Annotated in this window: 10 protein-coding genes; 7 read left to right on the forward strand and 3 right to left on the reverse strand. The window is 43.9% G+C overall.

Translation table 11 applies throughout. From position 1 onward, the window contains the following. Positions 1-22 precede the first annotated feature (22 nt). From ACY0JR_RS16895 to ACY0JR_RS16915, 5 genes are all read left to right on the forward strand, one after another. Positions 23-289, forward strand: a complete 267-nt coding sequence (locus tag ACY0JR_RS16895) for a helix-turn-helix domain-containing protein (protein ID WP_462635269.1) — start codon at positions 23-25, stop codon at positions 287-289. Between the two features lie 13 nt (positions 290-302). Next, positions 303-2042, forward strand: a complete 1740-nt coding sequence (gene dptF / locus ACY0JR_RS16900) for a DNA phosphorothioation-dependent restriction protein DptF (protein WP_462635270.1) — start codon at positions 303-305, stop codon at positions 2040-2042. Then, positions 2042-3451 carry a DNA phosphorothioation-dependent restriction protein DptG gene (dptG, locus tag ACY0JR_RS16905; protein WP_462635271.1) on the forward strand — a complete coding sequence of 470 codons (1410 nt, stop codon included), beginning with the start codon at positions 2042-2044 and terminating at the stop codon, positions 3449-3451. Before dptF ends, dptG begins: the two co-directional genes overlap by 1 nt. A gap of 19 nt (positions 3452-3470) precedes the next feature. Next, positions 3471-8654 carry a DNA phosphorothioation-dependent restriction protein DptH gene (dptH, locus tag ACY0JR_RS16910; RefSeq protein WP_462635272.1) on the forward strand — a complete coding sequence of 1728 codons (5184 nt, stop codon included), beginning with the start codon at positions 3471-3473 and terminating at the stop codon, positions 8652-8654. Positions 8655-8725: 71 nt separating this feature from the next. Further along, positions 8726-9886 (forward strand): cysteine desulfurase family protein, encoded by a 1161-nt coding sequence (locus tag ACY0JR_RS16915; RefSeq protein ID WP_462635273.1) that lies wholly within the window; start codon positions 8726-8728, stop codon positions 9884-9886. Between the two features lie 129 nt (positions 9887-10015). On the opposite strand, the gene ACY0JR_RS16920 is transcribed toward ACY0JR_RS16915, so the two are convergent. The 3 genes from ACY0JR_RS16920 to dndC are packed head-to-tail and all read right to left on the reverse strand — an operon-like array spanning position 10016 to position 13866. Beyond that, positions 10016-10408, reverse strand: coding sequence for a DndE family protein (locus ACY0JR_RS16920; RefSeq protein ID WP_462635274.1), 393 nt, complete (start codon positions 10406-10408; stop codon positions 10016-10018). Then, positions 10401-12491 (reverse strand): AAA family ATPase, encoded by a 2091-nt coding sequence (locus ACY0JR_RS16925; RefSeq protein ID WP_462635275.1) that lies wholly within the window; start codon positions 12489-12491, stop codon positions 10401-10403. Before ACY0JR_RS16925 ends, ACY0JR_RS16920 begins: the two co-directional genes overlap by 8 nt. 1 nt (position 12492) lies before the next feature. After that, a complete protein-coding gene (dndC, locus tag ACY0JR_RS16930; protein WP_462635276.1) occupies positions 12493-13866 on the reverse strand; it encodes a DNA phosphorothioation system sulfurtransferase DndC in 1374 nt (457 codons plus the stop codon). A gap of 350 nt (positions 13867-14216) precedes the next feature. Between dndC and ACY0JR_RS16935 the strand changes: the two genes are divergently transcribed. Together ACY0JR_RS16935 and ACY0JR_RS16940 are read left to right on the forward strand one after the other, a co-directional pair. Continuing rightward, a complete protein-coding gene (locus ACY0JR_RS16935; RefSeq protein ID WP_462635277.1) occupies positions 14217-16025 on the forward strand; it encodes a DUF262 domain-containing protein in 1809 nt (602 codons plus the stop codon). Positions 16026-16027: 2 nt separating this feature from the next. After that, positions 16028-18286, forward strand: coding sequence for a GmrSD restriction endonuclease domain-containing protein (locus ACY0JR_RS16940; protein ID WP_462635278.1), 2259 nt, complete (start codon positions 16028-16030; stop codon positions 18284-18286). Positions 18287-18443: the final 157 nt, after the last annotated feature.

The following is an 18443-nucleotide window of genomic DNA, read 5'->3' on the forward strand; positions in this document are numbered from 1 at the left end:
TTGCTAGATACTAGCATCTAGCATGAAACACCCCAACAGTGAGGAAGAAGAGCTTTTAGCTCGTCTTGGAAGCAGGATAAAGAAATTACGTTTGGAGAAAGGGTTTTCAAACTACGAGCATTTTGCCTACGAACAGGGAATCTCCCGGACCCAATACGGTAAATACGAGACCGGTGAGAACCTGAAGTTCCTTACCCTGGTGAAAATCCTGAAGGGATTAGATATATCCCTGGCAGACTTCTTTTCTGAGGGCTTTGAGGGTATCGGAAACTTATCAAATACAAAATAGAATTTCAATAAAAATGAGTTTCAAAACGAAGCTGGACACCTTGAGGTTGTCTTCTAGGGAAGCAATTGTCAATGGGGAAAAGGATTCCTTGGATGGTTTGAAGAAATACCTCCATATAGAGCGCAATGTTGAACGGGACCTGAGCGAACTTATCAAAGCAGCCTACCATTCGGAAAAAGCCAAGTTGATCTTAGTGATCGGAAACGTTGGGGACGGAAAATCCCATCTATTGGCAAAGATGTGGGAAAAGCATCCTCTGGAGATGCAATCCTTCCAAGTGCTTAATGATGCCACGGAAAGCAAGTCCATGAAGGAATCTTATTTGGATACTCTGGAAAATGCCCTGAAGGATTTCTCCGATCCAAAGATTAATGCCCCTGAAAACTTTGCGAAAACCATAATCGCCATCAACCTTGGGACACTCACCAATTTCCTGGATGAAAAAGGGAGGGACTTCCAGCACCTGATAAACTTCATCACTGAAAACCATATCCTACAGGATGATGGTCAGCTTTCCGGACGGGCCGATGACTATATCCAGTACATCAACCTTGCGGATTACCATATCTATTCCTTGAGCGAAGATGGCCCCTCCTCCAAGGTGTTAAAGGAAATCATTTCCAAAATCACCAATAAATCGGACGACAACCCTTTTTTCCAAAGCTACAGGAATTTCTATGAGCACCATCCTGCCCCGGCCTGTTGCCCCCTTAAATACAACTATGACCTCCTGGGACGGGAAGAAGTGAAAATTAAGGTGATCCAAATCCTTATTGAGGCAATCGTCAAGTACAAGCTTATCGTCTCGGTACGGCTGATGATGAATCTCATCTATGATTTAATCGTACCGCCCGCGTTTGCCAACCTATCGGAAAAAGAAATCCTGGAGATAACCGATGGAGGCAAGCCCCAGGAGGGATTCTACCGATGGACACTTCCATGGCTGCTTTTTGAGAGCACTAATACCTCTGCCGTCCTAAGGCACCTAGGGAAATTGGACCCGGTGGGTGCCACGAACGAGGCCTTAGACCACCTAATTATTAAAATGGGGACGACGGCCAACCCGAACCACTACTTTGTTGGGTATGGTATATTGGAGATGGGGGATAGCCTATTCCAAGAATTAACCACCATCCCTACCCTGGACAGGATCAAACTGTTCATAAGGTTGAATTTTCTCTCTTGCAAGCATCCGGATTTCATCGAAACAGACCCAGTATACGGGGAGTTTATGAAAGACCTGTACTACTTCCACGCCCACCACACCCATAGACTGATTGACTTGTATCGAAAGGCTCAAAAGGCAATTTATCAGTGGAACGGAATGATGAAAATGGAGGAAGGTTATCTGAATATTGATATTGGCCGGTCACAGAATCTTTACAAAGTGTCCCAGAAGGTGCAATTGGAGCTAGATCCAGGAGAAAAGAGAACGGCTGTTAAAGGAGAAATAAACCGTTTCACCAATAGCCTGTTTTTGGGCTTCAAGGTAAATGGGAGCGAGGAGTCCTTCCGTGTGAAAGTCGACTATGGACTCTACCAGCTTATAGCAAGCATCAACCAAGGATATAGAGCGAATTCAATCGACAAGAGTAACCACGTGGATTTCAGGAGGTTTGTCAGCAGACTCTCTAACTTCCGGGCCCAAGACAAAGATGTGATCATCCAACAGGCGCATGGGGCGAATTACCAGAAATTCAAGCTGGTCTTCACCCCTGGATTTGATGTTTTTCAATTTGAGGAAATAAGATAATGTTTGAATTAGACCTGCCTTCCCTGGAAAATAACATGACTGATGGGAATGGGAAGATAGAACACAAAACCGGCAATAAAATCCTGCTTTTCCCTTTTCCGGGGAATGACAAAAGAATTGGCGATCTAAAAGATGATTTTATCTCGTTTAAAGGCATTGCCGGGGGATGTTTCAGGGATAGTATGAATTATAGCCAAACCCTTAGGTTTGACAAGGAAATATTTATCCAGACTATTTGCCAAAAGGCAAATTCACCTGACAATCCCTACCTGAAGGACATCATCGAAAATATCGCCTTTGATAAAGACGGGCAACTCATCACCTTCAATGCTAGGGTATTCCCCTATCTTGACCATTGCGTACAGAACAAGACCTTAGATGAAATATCCAAGTTCCTTGTCAGCCTTTTTCTTGAGGAAGATACCATCCAGGAACTGAAAACCCTTTCCCAGAAAGGACCAGATAACCTCATGCACAGGTTAATCCTTTCATGTCTGCCGGAGCCGGAGCTAGGCAAGGCCTCCTTGGAGCCCTATTACAAAGCTTCCACAAGAGCCCGGACAAAGTTCCGAGAAGACCTTTTGACCTTGATGCAGGATCACGAATTATTCATCTCAGGTTTTCACAAGCTGCTTAAATTCTATTACTTCCAGTATGTAACGGAATTGGTTTTCCGGTTGAACACCTTTTTCGGGGAGCAGGAGGACCGATACTTCTTTTCCCTTTCATGGGAGAAACTGCAGGCTTCTCGCCTTCCCTCTACCAACGGTTGGGAACTATTTGTGAAGCATATGAATGCCATGTTCACCCATGCCAACACACTTGAATTAATCAACCATATCAAAGGACTTGGAGAGAGGAAAGTAACCTATCAAGAACTACGGAAGATGGTGGAAGACTTAAGCTCCGAAGGGATAGCAAGTCTCCAGGAACAGATTAATAGACTTATCGCTTTCTACCAACAAAGGATAACCAAGGGAACAAATCGTTTCGACTGGGAGAATTATTCATTCGAGGATAGGTATCCACAAGATCCTATCTTCAACTCAGTCCATAAGCTCTGGCAAATGGTGGATCTACAGTTTAAAGAAACCCAAAGGAAACGTATCTATTGGGCCTATAGCAGGTGGTTTTTGGATTTCGCAAAACTAAATTATACCAGCAGAAGGGGCCGGAACGGCTATTCGCTGAGTCTGGACCAGGACAGTATCCTTTTTTTGACCACCTTATGCATCGGGCCCAAGCTAGACAAAATAAGGCTCAGTAGATTGTGGCAAGAATTAGAGGATAGGGGATTCTTCTTCGACCAACTTTCCAAGGCAACGATCGTGGAGTACTTTGAAAAGATCAACCTGTTGGAAAAGAAAAGTGACAGCGGCGATGCGCAGTATGTAAAAAAATTACGCTAGGCCAAAACAATACCTTTGAATGGATAAGTATTTATTTGATTTCATATCTGAACTGCTGATTGACTATTTTTCTAAGGCAGATATTACCAGCGGTGACCGTTTCCATATCCGCTACGAGCAGAATGGACAAGTGAAGGCCCAATATGAAGCACTCAAGCTAAAGCCAGGGCTTGAGAATCTAGGAGTATCGCTTCTGCCTTTCACGTACCTTGATTACTCTACTTATTGCCTTGTATTCCAGAAATATAAATTGATCGTTGCCGCAAACATTGATGGAGTGGCTGAGGATTTTTTGACTAACCTGAGAAACAGAGTCAGTGACAAGGGGAACAAGGATTTCAGTAACGCTTCCATCCTTTTTGTCCATGACACCTCTCTTGATAGCATAGTCGGGGGATGTAAGAGCCTAACGGAGGCCGGTATGCCTTTGAGCTCAGTTGAGGTGCAAAGGAGCATTCGAAAAAAAATCGGGAAATTGACCAGCCTTGGCAAACAGGAGAAGATCCTCTTGGAACTCCTTCTATCCAAGATAGGGGAGATAGCCGATGATTCTTATACCTTATTTGATTACTCAGCCTTTTTGGATATCCTTGGGAAGAACAAGGTAGAGCCGGAAGACTATAAACGTTTAGGGATCTTTACCGATAAGGGGCTCGGCTCCTGCAAAACCAAAGAGGAGATCAGAAAACGCCTCGAAAGGAACAGCGAGCTGTTTGATGAGATCAGTAATGGGGTACAATACGGGAATTTGGAAAGAATACTGGAACGGCACTTCAGCCAGGCAGGAATTGACCGGCTGAAGAAACCTGACTGGCACAACTGTGACTTCGTTGAGCTCGAGGATTGGTCTCTAGAGAAGAGCAAAACGAAGAATATAGAGTACATCAGGAATTTAAAGGAACTCACCCTTGATTTCCTCACCTGTTGGGACGCTTCCGAAGATGAGGAATCCCCTACGAAGTCAAGAAAAAGAAGCTTGGTTGTTTTCAATCCTCATGGATGGCAGGAACTTAATTTATTATTTAGGTTCAATGACCGGCCGAAGGAAGCAGGATTGGAATACGGAAATTTCAAAAAAAATGAAATAGACCTAGAAGGGAAAGGGATAAAAGCCAGCTTTACCTTGGAGAATCCAGGAGAGGTTCAGTTCAGGCATTTCGCATATCAGCACCCTGGGGTATCTGCCAAATACTCCTTTTCCGTACTTGTCCTGCCTTTCCACGACATTTTGATGGAAAGATTCAAGACTCGGTTCTATCTCCATAGAAGGGCGAAGAATTTTGTTTTCGTCATAAAAGGTGATGAGAGGCTCCTTTTCAACGAAGGGCATGTCCCTCATCAACAAGAAGAGCTTAACCCCGGTAGTCAGTACCCAGTCATGGTTAGCCAAACCCTCGAATTGGTGTTGAATCCCAAAACCTTGGAGGCAGAGGAGGATATTCCCTTCTCAATTGCATTTGGGGATTCAGTTCTGCCTATAAGACTTGACTTGGGGGATGAAAATGCCCCAAAGGCCATCTCCGGCTACAAAGTATGGGACTTGAAACGACAAGAAGGCGTATCATTTCAATATGCTGCCCGATTTGACCCCAACAAGAAAAAGGAGGTTATTCTACTCACCCAGGGTACTGTTAGGTATTACCCTATAGATGAGTTCCGGGAAAACCTAAGGTTGGAGAAGAACCTGATTGACTCTGGCGCCATGGCCTATTTCCAAACTCTGGACGGTGAATTGAAACCCCAGGACGAAATAGTTGTAAACGAAGGCCTACGGGAATGCTTTGGTAAAATCATCCAGTACTTCCGTGTTAATAAACTTTTGCCGAGCCTTGCAGCCTTGGACGATGCACTTGAGGCCCTTTACCGGGAATTCGTTCTTTTATACATTGAAAGCTTGGAGCTTTTGGAGGAGGGAAAGGCCTTGGCCAGTACTGAGCACCATCTTTTCAGGATTGGGGTGATTGAGGAACTTGAAAGGGAAAAGCTGTTGAAGTTTACTCCTTTGCACCCTTTGAACATGGCATATGCCTTGGCTGTGAAGGAGGAGGTCAAGCAGGACTCCTTGCCGGAGTATCTCTTGCATAACCTTACCCCGCTTAACCTTATTCCCCTCCTGAAAGGAAAGGTAAAGCACAAGGGACACGGAAATTACTTTTATCAGCCCCTGGAACAGAACCATTCAGCGGAATGGAACTACTTTTTCTGCAGTGAGCTAAGTAGTCAGCAGGTTTCCCGGCAATTCGTACCCAACATGGTGAGGGAGAAGCTTGATCAATTCACCAAACATTTTCCGTATCTGCTTTTGGAGAGCAAAGCCCCCCTCAAATTGAATTTGGTGAACCAGGGCGATTGCCGCGAGGTGCTGCAGGGGATCCTAGCCTATTATGCCGGGTATCTACAGAAGAAAGCCAAGGGAGAGTCAGCCGACATTCCTGGGATGGTGGTGAACATCTATAACTCCGAGGAGTACCAAACTAAATTTGAGGAATTTGCCTCTTGGCAAGGTGAGGCCCTTAATGTCCCGTTGGACTTCAGTCTTTTCTCTTCTTCGGATGATCGAAAGGAGTTGTTTCAGCTTTTCAACGAGAAGGTCAAATTTTATAAGTTCCCTGATGCCCAAGATTCTTTCGGGTATGCCCATCTTTCCTTTTTTCAGTTTTCGGCAAAGGAAGTAAAGATGTCCTACAGTGACATGGCAGAGATACCAACCGGGATCAGCTTAGGCGGACTGCTTTCCGAGGTTCCCTCCACCTTCCAAAAGGACTCTTACCGCACGGGCTTTGGCACTAAATTCCTTGAAGAGGCACAAAACCATTTGGTTCACCTTGCTCAGCTCTACAATGCATTCGTCCGGATAACCCACTCGGATGATCAGCTCACCAAGGCACACGCCAATGCTTTTGTCATTAACAATGAGACGAATGCCGCTTTGGAGAAACTCTATTCGAAATCACAGTGGGTAACTTTCGTGGATCCGAAGGTTGACCTGAGCTTCTTTAAGTCCCACAAGGATGTGGTTATCATTCATTACAGCGACCAATACAATAATGCCAGCGGGTATGATGCTATCACTATCACGAGCAAGTGGAAACCCTATGAGGCAACGATTAAAGAGATTTTGCAAGAGCAGGGAATCTCTTCCAGGGATACAGAGATCATCAAACTGATCGACATGTTCAATGCCGTTAATGGGCACTGGCTTCTGAAACTCAACAGCTTTAGGGAAGGCAAGAAAACGTCTTATTTCCGCGAGGAAAAGCTGAGTTTGCTGAGTGCCGTCAAAACGGCGCTAGCCTTTTTACACCATCCCGCGATTACTTGGATCCCAGTATCCCTGGAGGAAGTTCTTAGGGTATCCGGTGCAGTCGGTCTTTCCCAGAAAGATGGGCTTTTCTCGGTTAAGAACCTGGGGCTGAATGGGGTCCATACGGATGACCTTTTAATGATTGGGCTTGAGAAAAGAGAAAACAAGCTTTTAATGCACCTATTCCCATTAGAGGTGAAAATTGGGGTTTCCGCCGTAGAGGCCCAGTCTAAAGGCAAGGATCAGGGAACGAACACGTCAGAGATGCTGCATTCGTTTCTAGTGAAAGACCAGACTTTCGCGGCCAAGATATACAGGAACTTCTTCGCAAAGCTGGCGATGATCGGCGCTGAAAAGTTAGCCCTATATAATGTATGGCCTTCCTATAAAGAGCGCTGGGAGCAGGTGAAGGACTATCGCGGAGAGTTGCTTGGTGACCGTTTTGAAATCAGTGACGCCCTTCATCCAATTATCGGTAGGTATGGGGTATTCTCCTTTAAAACAAGTGACAAGTATCTGCCAAGGTCCGTTGAATACGGCAACCAATGCTGCGTGGCCACTTTCCCGACCCAGGATGCCTTGAATTTCCTCACGGAAGATATGGATATGCTAAGGAAAATGTTTGCTGAGGGGATCCTTTCCCCCATCAAGAAAGACTCCCTGCTGTCTAACCGATACCTGAAGGACATACCAAAACCTTCAGACCAGGAAGGAACCCCAACAGACCTTTCTCTGAAGCCTAAAGAGTTTAATGGACAAACGACTGCTATCAATGGCACAAATGGAAAGCTGGTGCATCAGGCACCCTCATTCACAAACATTAAGCTAGAGGAGATTCAAATTATCAATCAATCCATTTACGACAAATTAACTGCCGTTGGGATAGAGGTAAAGAGTGACCTGGCCCCAGACATCAATTTCATGGAGGGACCGGGATTCTACCGGATGGAGATCAAGCCTGCCCCAAGTACCACCCTTAAGAAGATCAAGGGAACCGCGGAGGAATTGAACATCGCCCTGCAGTTGCCGGAAGAGCAAAGTGTCAGGGTGTTCCAAGACATGGGAAAAATCTGGTTGGAGGCCCCCAAGAAAGACAACCAAAAAGTGAAGATCACCACCAAACACATCTGGTCTCTGTTCACAAAGGACGATTCATTCAATGTTCCTTTTGGCCTTGACATAGAAGGAAGGTTGTGCAGCCTGAACTTCTCCTCTTCCAACTCCCCCCATCTTTTGATTGCCGGAACCACTGGCTCTGGAAAATCAGTCGTATTGGATACCCTTATACGGGGAGCTGCCCATTTCTATCCCCCTACAGAGCTTCAGATGTTCCTAATCGATCCAAAAGGCAACGAGCTTATCGACTTTGAGGACCTGCCGCAGGTTCCGGAACGGAATGGGATGTCGTCTGATGAAGCTATTAATTTGCTTGACCGTTGTGTGCAGGAAATGGACAGGCGATATTTGGAGTTCAGGAATATTAAATCCGTTTCGGGAAAGGCCGCAAAAGATTTGATTGAGTACAACCAGATGATCTCTGACCAGGCAATGACAATACCCAGATGGTTAGTCGTATTGGACGAATATTCCGATCTGCTGGATGAGAATCCAGGGAACAGAACCACTATAGAGACCTACCTGAGGAGACTTGCCCAGAAGGCAAGGGCAGCCGGTATTCATGTCATTCTCGCAACTCAGAAACCACTAGCCAGTATTGTGAGCTCTGCCATAAAATCCAACCTTCCAGCCGTCATAGCCCTGAAGGTAAGGACCGCCAACGACAGCAGGGTTATCTTGGATGACAATGGAGCAGAATCCTTGGCTGGCAGGGGAGATGCTTTGTTCAAAAACGGCTCTGGCCAGATGACTCGGGTCCAGTGCGCCATCTATGAAGAATAGAGGCCTGAAAACGGGAAAGAGGCTGAGGGCCTAAACACATCATTTCCCAACTTAGGACGTTATACTTTCTTATGGATACGAATACCGAAGAGATCATATACCTGGACTATGCTTCCACTACCCCTACAGACCCGAGGGTGGTGGAAGCAATGCTACCTTATTTCACAATGAAGTTCGGCAATGCGGCCAGTCGCACCCATGCCTTTGGCTGGGAAGCAGAAGAGGCAGTCAAAGCTTCGCGCAAGCTGGTGGCTGATTTGATAGGGGCAAAACCAGAGGAAGTCACCTTTACCTCCGGCGCAACGGAGGCGATCAACTTAGCCATCAAAGGTGTTTTCGAAAATTACAGGAAGGAAGGCAACCACATCATCACCGTTTCTACGGAGCATAAAGCGGTTCTTGATACTTGCAAGTACCTGGAGAGCCAAGGAGCAGAGATAACCTATCTACCTGTAAACAGTGACGGTCTCATTAACTTGGAACTCCTGGAGTCCTCCATCACGGATAAGACAATCCTAGTTTCTGTCATGTACGCCAACAATGAGACTGGTGTGATCCAACCGATGCGTCAGATCGGGGAAATCGTCCATCGGAGCAAGGCTTTGTTCATGACCGATGCCACTCAAGCCATAGGCAAAATTCCGGTCAATGTGGTGGAGGACGGGATCGATATCCTTACCTGTTCCGCACATAAACTTTATGGACCCAATGGGGTAGGTGCTCTATATGTCAAAAGCCGCTTCCCAAGGACCAGGGTACTACCCCAGATCCATGGGGGCGGGCATGAAAGGGGTATTAGGTCGGGAACCCTCAATACCCCGGCGATCGTCGGGTTTGGCAAAGCCTGTGAACTTGCCAAGGGTGAGATGGGGAAAGAAGCCGAAAGGTTAGCAGGACTTAGAAAGGAGCTGGAAGAAGAGCTTCTTAAGACCGAAGGGTGTCACATCCATGCGGATAAAGCTAACCGGTTACCCCACATCACCAACTTGTATTTTGAGGGAATAGACGCGGAAGCCTTGATTATCCAGGTTCGGGATAGATTGGCAATCTCAAGCGGTTCTGCTTGTACCTCGGCGGAAGTCTTGCCTTCGCACGTCCTGATGGCTATGTATGATGATGAAGACATAGCTTACAGCTCAATAAGGATAAGCCTTGGAAGATTCACCCAGGAAGTATCCGCTATTGGGAACACAATCAATACAGGGGTCAATACTATCCGGGAAAACTATTGACCCCTGTAATGGGTATATTTTTACTTATCTTTCCCTTACAAAAAGAGGACAGCCTTCACAATGCCAGTGGCAGCTTATCGCCTTTTAGCCAGGTGCCCTGCTAAATAAAACATTTAGCAGGGCACCTGGCTAAAAGAGCTCCAGTTGTTCCTCAATACCCTGCTCAATCACCTTCAGGAGGAAATCGACGCCATCACTGTTTGCGTATTGCCTCATTTCCAAAAGGCCATGGTCAAGATGGAGTTTGATGTATTTGGCGACATCTTGGTCGGTTTTATGGAGCTGGTAGTGTTGGCAAACCAGGGCTACATAAATTTCCAGATGATTCCCAAACAGGACTTTTGCAGGATAGGTTTTCCCTTTGGCATCGGACAAGTCCTTCAAGCTAAGCTTTACCCCTTGGGCAAGCGAGAAAGCGAAAGCGATCCTGGCTATGACATTCTCGGCTCCCAACGCGAACTTATTGGTCAGTTCCGTTACAACGGGTCGATTTGCCTCCGAGGTGGTGATGGAATTAAACATATACTTCTTCCTTTCTATCCAGCCTTGCTGCAACAGCGAACAACTCTTCATTTATCACGGGCAAGAAGGTGGAAGCATCCTCATTCAGGTTCTGGATTAGGTAACAGCTCTTTACATTTCTACTGAACAACTCGAATTCCTCTCTAGTCATCTCCTTATTGAGGAGAGGTAATACCACCACCTGCTTCGAAACGTTCGGATAAAAATCAGTGATAATGTTTCGGGCATGGGCAGCGTCCAGTTTCTGCATCGGACTGTCAATAAATACCGGGAAGTCGATGTTGGACTCCTCCACCAAGGCCTGTAGGATAGAGGTGGCATAGAGTTGTTTTTCCCCCATAGAGAGATCCTCCTTATTGATGCGTTCTTTCCTTTCATTGAAAAGCTCGATTTCAATGATCTCCCCTGTAACTTCCACAGAGACCTTTTGCACAAAGTCTTTTTTGTGCATCAGTCTGTTCAGTCCCTTTCGGATCCGGCTCTCCAGGGTCGTTTTTTTCTCGTGCTGTATTTTAGCTATGAAATGCTCTAGCTTTGCAATGAGCCTCTCTGCGGTGATATCCTTGTCCTTCAGATCTTCCTTCACTGAAAGCTTTCTCCTGAGCTCTTGAAGTACTTTCTTTCTGGTATTCAACTCATTGGTAAGGGAACCTATCTCCATGGACAGTTCCAGAATCTTATTCCTGGTAGCGATGATCTCGCTGTCGATCGCCGCTTTCTCTTGTCGGTGCTTCTGGATGAGGATATCTCCCTCCTTGGACTCTGCCCTGTTGAGTTTTTTGGTTACCTCATTGAGGTCATAGCGGTTACGTTTGATGTCACGGCTTAGGAGCTTGAAATGCTCCTTGTAAGTTGACCTTAGATTATCGGCTATGGCTGTGAAGGCTTTGAGTAGGTTCTCGTCGAAGGAATGCAGAATGTCCACCTGTTTTTCCATCGGGCTTCCATGCTGTCCCTTGATGAAGAATTCCTCAAGCAAAATGTTCAGGCGCTGCTGGAGGTCAGATTTGACCAAATCTTCCGGGAACTCCGCGATCGCTTGTTTAATATTGGCGATCGCGGTGTGCAATTCCGATAAAGTAAGCCCTTTTTGGGTATTGTATTGTTGTTCAAGTTTAAGCTGGGTTTCCAGTTCGAAGAAAAGTTTACCCGCTATGGCGAATGGAGCGAATTCCAGCATGCTGTTGAAGCGCTCTTTGTAATCCCTTGCCCTTAGGGAAAGCTTTTCCTTCTCGGTGTTGAGATGAGTCAATTCCTCAATTGAAATGGAGTTCCCTTCCCGGATCAATTTCTCTTGGAGGGCAGACGAGCGCTTCCCTTTTTCCTCAAGGTCTTGGTTGTACTCAATGATCAACTTTTCCCTTTGGGAAATCTCATGCTCCAATCCTAGCACCCGAACCTCCTCCGCCTCAAGCTTCCTGAGCTCTTCGGGGCTGGCGGATTCCCTCCCGTACTTAAGCCTAAGGTCAACAAGGTTATTCTTTAGATCAACGTACTTTTTTATTCCCAGAACTTCGGAATAGGCCCTTCCCAGCTGCTTTTTCTGCTCCAAGGATTGCACCTCCGCAATGGAGGTGATCTTCTCGGCATCAAAAAAGAAGAATTTGGCAATTTCCTTGGGGAGGATGAAGTCTTGAATAAAGATGTCATTCCCTACGTCCTCTACTAACTCATTCCTGAACCCGTCTATTTTGATTTCAAGCAGGTCATGTTTCTCCCCAAGGGTGTAGGACCGCTTAATTTCAACCTCACGGGCCGTTATCCCCGGGATCTGGAGATTTGAAACCGTGATGGAAACGGAGTAGTCAACCCCATTGCCAATCTTTGAGGCCCTATTCAAACAGGCATTCAGATAAGCCGTGTAACCACCTGCCTCCTGGATCTTCTTCCTAAAGATCTCATCTACATCTTGCATGTGCCGTCCATAGAGACACCAAACCAACGAAGTAAGGAAGGTTGTCTTCCCATATCCATTGTATCCCGCCAGAATGTAGATATTGCGGTTAGGGTCTTCCTCGAAAGAAATCCTGTTTTCCCCTTTATAGATTCTGAAGTTGTGAAGCGTTATGTCTTTGATGAACATGTTAATAATCTTCCAGCTTTGTGAATGTAGGCCTCACGTGCTCCTGCAGGATGTTTTCCAAATCGTTCTGTAGGCCATGCTTTCTGAGAAGAAGCACTTTGTTCTTCTGGGCATTCAATAACCGGTTGATCAGGTTGTAATCTTCCGTATTATCCTGACAGGCCTCTTTCAACAGTTTTCTCTCTTGTTGTACACCCGAGCTTCGCGGCTCGAAGTCAAATTCTTGGCCAAACACCTCATTATAGACCTCCGAAACGCTGTACTCATAGATATGGTCCCTATTCCACACCACCTGGATGGCTGCCAGCTCCTGCAGGGAGATGAGACTGTTACGAGGATCTTCCTCCTGAGCCACCTTTTGAGCCCTTAGGACCATCTTCAGAACATGGTACCTCCATTTGGGCCAATAAGGACCAAGGCCTTCCGACTTATTCCTCCTGATAGGCATCCTGTATTTTTCAGGTTCATAGCCAGGGTCCTCCCGGTCTATGGTGCCGTAAAGGAAATCACGGATCTCCACCAGAGGCTGCATCCACTCTTCCCCGTTATCTATCAAAGCTTCCATTGAGCGGTCACGCTTTACTACGGTGCATACCCAGCAGCCGAAGCGGCTGTTCCCACAGGACGGCGTCTTCACATCCATGATCAAGGGACAATCCCCGCCGCTACCGTTATTGTAGAGGGTAATCAATTCCTTGTTTTTCTTCTTAGTCCAAGGGTTTACGGTATTTTGGAGATATGTCCACACCTCATTCGTGGTCATATCCTTGATGGGCGCATAGGCCATGGCACTCGGTAGAGGGTGTTTACGGAGCCTCTGCCCTTTGATCTCATGTCTCTTGATGGATGCGGAACGGTTTGAACTTTCGTCCGATCTTGTTCCAAGCAAAATGATAACTTCCCCATTTTGTGAGATCTTGTCCTTGATATACTGTGTGGTAGGAGAAATCTTCAGGCGTTCGGTGCACCACCGGAATTGGCTGTTCGGGGCAGGGTACCCCCTGCCAATCAAGTTTACCCAAAAGCTGTCGTCTAGCCTTGGGATAGTATGGTCTACTACAATAGGAAGGCCCTTTTCTACCGCCTCCTTGCGGATGAGGTCCAACTGGGCGTTAACGAATGTCAACACTTTGGGATTTTCCACCAGAGTGTTATTGCAGATCACATAAATAGGCCTTATTTTCCATTCGACCTCATTAAGCTCCTGCATTGCCTCCCAAACCAGCATCAATAAGGCAGTGGAATCCTTTCCGCCGCTGAAGGCGACAATCCATGGTCTTCCCCCATCCTCTTCAAGGAACTGTTCCTTGATCTCCGTTATAAGTTCATTTCTATTGAAAGCCATATTCCATTTTAGATTTACGAAAGTAACCATATTCAATAAGCTTTCCCCGAGTTCTGAGGCACAAATTTTCGATCACATGTAGTTACACAATGGAAACCAGCCAGATGTAAAATTTAAGGAACATGAAGGTTTAACAAAACCTAGGCGATCTAAGAAAAAAAGTTATCTAGAAAAAAGTGACATACTTAGGTCTGAGCCAGGTCCTAGGGGTAGCCGAAGTTTGGAATTAGCTTCTAAGGAGGTTACTTGTTATGGTCCAAACCAGAGCTAAAATCAGGCACCACCAAGGCATTTATAATTTAATAAAGTTTGAAAGACCTTGAGTTTGTGTTAATATTCCGTTACTTAGATATTTAGATATATTGAATCATAAAAAACACATGACAGATAATTTAGTTTTAAAATCTATCAACGAGCTGCTAGGGAAAGATTTCTACATTCCATATTACCAGAGAGGTTACCGCTGGACATCGCAACAAGTAAAAGACTTGCTCAACGACATCTGGGTTTTTGCTGAAAAGAAAGACAAGAGCTCCGGTTTCTATTGCTTGCAACCAGTAGTAGTAAAGCAAAAGTTATGGCAGGAAGCAGGCCAGGCCAAGGACGGTTGGGAAGTGGTAGATGGTCAACAGCGTCTTACTACCATTTATATAATTCTTAGTTACCTGACCAAAGAATTTCTTAAAACAGACTCTCTTTTAGAAGATTATAGCAAAGAAACTTACTCACTCAGGTACGAAACACGAACCAAAAGTGAAGAATTTTTAAAAAATATTACAGAAGATAACTCTAATATTGACTTCCATCATATATGGTCGGCCTATGAAACCGTGAAAGAATGGTTCACGAATGGCCAAAACACAAAAGACCGTACAGATAAAAATCGGTTTTTAGATACGCTGCTAGGTAAAAAGGAAGATGAGCGGTCGGTACAGGTTATCTGGTACAAAGTAGAGCCAGCGGTAAATAGCATAGAACTCTTTACCAGGTTAAATATTGGGAAAATTCCGCTAACAAACGCTGAATTGATAAAAGCACTGTTCCTTTCTGAAACAAGCTTTGGGGAAGAGAACCCTGAAAGTATTAGGCGGAAAATGGAAATATCTCAAATATGGGATGAAATAGAGCAGAAATTAAGTGATGAGCACTTTTGGTCTTTTGTAACCAATGAAAACCAAAATAAATATTCAACTAAAATCGAGCTGTTATTTGATGTAATTGCAAAAAAAGGAGCCTCCGAAATAGACCCACTTTTTACTTTCCTATATTTCCTTAAGAAGTTTAAAGAGCAATCCATTTGGGAGTTGTGGTTATCGATTGAACAACATTATCTGACTCTATGCCAATGGCATAAAGAAAAGGACTTGTACCACAAAGTTGGCTATCTAATTTCAGTCGGTGAAGAAATGGGCGCCTTAATAGAGTTATCCATGAAAGAAACTAAGGATAACTTTGAGAAAAAACTAGACAAAAAGATAAAGGAAAAAATAGGCAAAGTAAATATTGAAGAATTAAGCTATGAAAGGAAAGGTGACTATAAAACTATAGAAAATCTACTCCTGCTTTTCAATGTTGAATCTATCCGTAGCAATAATAATGTTATGGAATATTATCCATTTAAGTTTTACAAGAACAATCAATGGAGCCTGGAGCACATACATGCCCAAAATTCTGAATCACTTGATAAATCTAAAAGAGAGCCTTGGTATAAATGGTTAGATTATCACTCAGCGCTCATAGAAGAACTTGTTTCTGAGGCACATAAAGAAGCAGATATGGAAGAATGGGTAAAACTTTTAGCTGAAATAAAACAAAGTAATACCGATAAACTGACGTGGGAGAGCTTCACCTCCTTATCAAAGAAAATCATTGATAAGTTTTCTGTAAAAGCAGATGACCATTCATCTGACCTTCACTCCATCTCTAACCTAGCTTTATTAAGCCAGCCAGATAATGCAGCCCTTAATAATTCTGTATTTGAAGTAAAACGCAGAGCGATTATCGAAATGGATAAAAGTGGCAGCTACATCCCCTTGTGCACCCGAAGGGTTTTCTTCAAATACTATAACAATAAACCTTCTACTCAGCAATACTATTTCTGGAGCAAAGAGGATAGGGAAAATTACTTTAGTGAAATCAAGAAAGTATTGAGAAACTATATTGAGCAACCATCTTACAATCTTAATTAGTCATGGCAATAAGTTTATATAATTTACTACAGGACCATAAAGTAGTTATACCAATCATACAGAGGGATTATGCTCAAGGAAGGCTTATTGGAAAAGCGCCTAAAATAAGAGAAGGCTTTTTAAATGCTTTATGCAAAGCATTGACTGAAAGAACAAATACGCCTTTAGAACTCGATTTTGTTTACGGTTATATCCGGGAACACCAGGTAAATGGCGGGAAGATGAAAGACTTCATACCATTGGATGGTCAGCAACGCTTGACAACCTTGTTTTTATTACATTGGTTTGTCGCAGTTAAAGAAAACAAGCTATCTGAGGCAAGGCAATACCTTGAAAAGTTTACTTACGAAACACGCCACAGTTCCAAGGTTTTCTGTGAGAAGCTAGTGAAATATACTCCCACTGATTTGACCCAATCCATCAGAGCAACTATTGCCAATGAACCATGGTTTTTTACCGCATGGAAGAATGACCCAACAGTTAGCTCAATGCTGGTCATGTTAGATGCTATCCAAAATAAGTTCAGAAATATAGATGATGTATGGCCTCTACTTACTTCTGACCAACCAAAAATCGTTTTCCATTTACTACCGATGGAAAAGTTAGGCTTGCCTGATGACTTGTACATCAAAATGAACTCCAGGGGTAAGGAGCTAACAGAATTCGAGTATTTTAAATCGCGCTTTTCTGAACTTTTGAATACGGAAGAAGCTGCAGAGTTCAATCATAAAGTTGACAAAGAATGGTCTGACATGTTTTGGAATTTATATAAAGGCCAAAACAGTAAAGACATAGCCAAGCTGGTGGATAATGGCTTCTTGAGGTTCTTCAGGTATATTACTGATATAATCTCTTTTAGAAGCAATTATGTAGGAGAAGAGTCGACAGAGGAATTCGAAGTATATAAACACATTTACGCCGATTCGGCCAATGTTGAGTTCCTTTTTTCATGTCTGAATGCGTTTTATCGTATCAGCCAAGAGAACCCTACCTTCTTTGATGATTTGTATTACATTCAAGAAGAGGACTTTGCCCCATCTAAAACAAGATTGTTCTTTAACAATCCAGCATCAAATCTATTTAAGAAATGTGCAGACAATTATGATCCCTCAAGCAGAATCAATCAATTCTCAATAGGGGAGCAGTTAATTCTATTTGCATGTATCCTTCACTTGGTTCATGGCTCAACCGATATTAATACCCGTTTAAGAACATTAAGAAACTTAATTACAAATTCAGAAGACACGGTCCGTAAGGAGAATATGCCTTCTCTACTGACTTCTATAAACGGAATCATCCTGAACAACGCAATTGATGGAGAAACTAAATTTAACTCCCGACAAGTCAAAGAAGAAACAGATAAGCAAGAGTTTATAAGTCAAAATAACCAATTCAAGGAGGTTGTCTTTAAGTTAGAAGACCATCACCTACTTCAGGGATGTATAGCCATCTTTGAAATGGATGATGAGCTGGATAAGTACACTAACGCATTTTTAAGGGTTTATACACCTAATTGTATTTATGAAACGATCAGTAGAGCTTTGATGTGTTTCAATAACTACTCTCAGAGATACGATTGGCGTAGAAGATTAGGAAACCAGAACGATCCAGTATGGCGAGAACTATTCACCCCTAGCCAAAGAAGGGATAACTTCGAAGGTACTCATAAGGCACTTTATGCTCTCTTATCCCACCTCATCCAAAACCCTCAAGCTGAGGTGAAATCTGTCATTGCTGATTTTCTTGATTCATACAAACAACAAGAGGGCAAACCAAAAGACTGGAGATATTACTATGTCAAATATTCCGATTTTAGGAAAAATGAAGAAGGCTTTTATCACTGGCCGGATCCACAAAAGCAGTATGAATCGGTAATGATGCGTAGAACTACACTTGGGGGGTTTCATTGGTCGCCCTTCCTGGTAGCAATAAAAAACCGATTAGAAGGCAATGTGATTCTAGAAAATTATGGCGCCCCATTGATATTGATCAAAGGCAACATGTCTTTAAGAGTAAAGAACTATAACATTGGGTTTAAACTAGAAGCCGTTGATGAACAAAGCAAAGAACTCCTTGAAGCCATTCGACAGTTAAACTATGTAAATTCAAACGATATCATTAGAATCAACCAAAATGAGGGCGGTTTGGATATTGAAGACAGAATCACAAGAGGAGTGGAGGTGTTATCAGCATTAATGACATTTGATATGCCAGTACCTACAATAACAGAAGACTCCTCTTCACCGGTCTTGACAGATTAAGAAATCCTTATTAGCACAAATAGCAGTTTTCCAACCATTTCCTCTTTCATTGTATTGCAGGGAAGGTAAAAGTCAGGCTCCATAATTCATTTCAAATTAAATTGAACGAACTTAAAGGCATTTGTTTGATTTGAAATGAATTATGGAGCCTGATTAT

The sequence above is a fragment of the Rufibacter sp. JT3400010 genome (assembly GCF_054956755.1).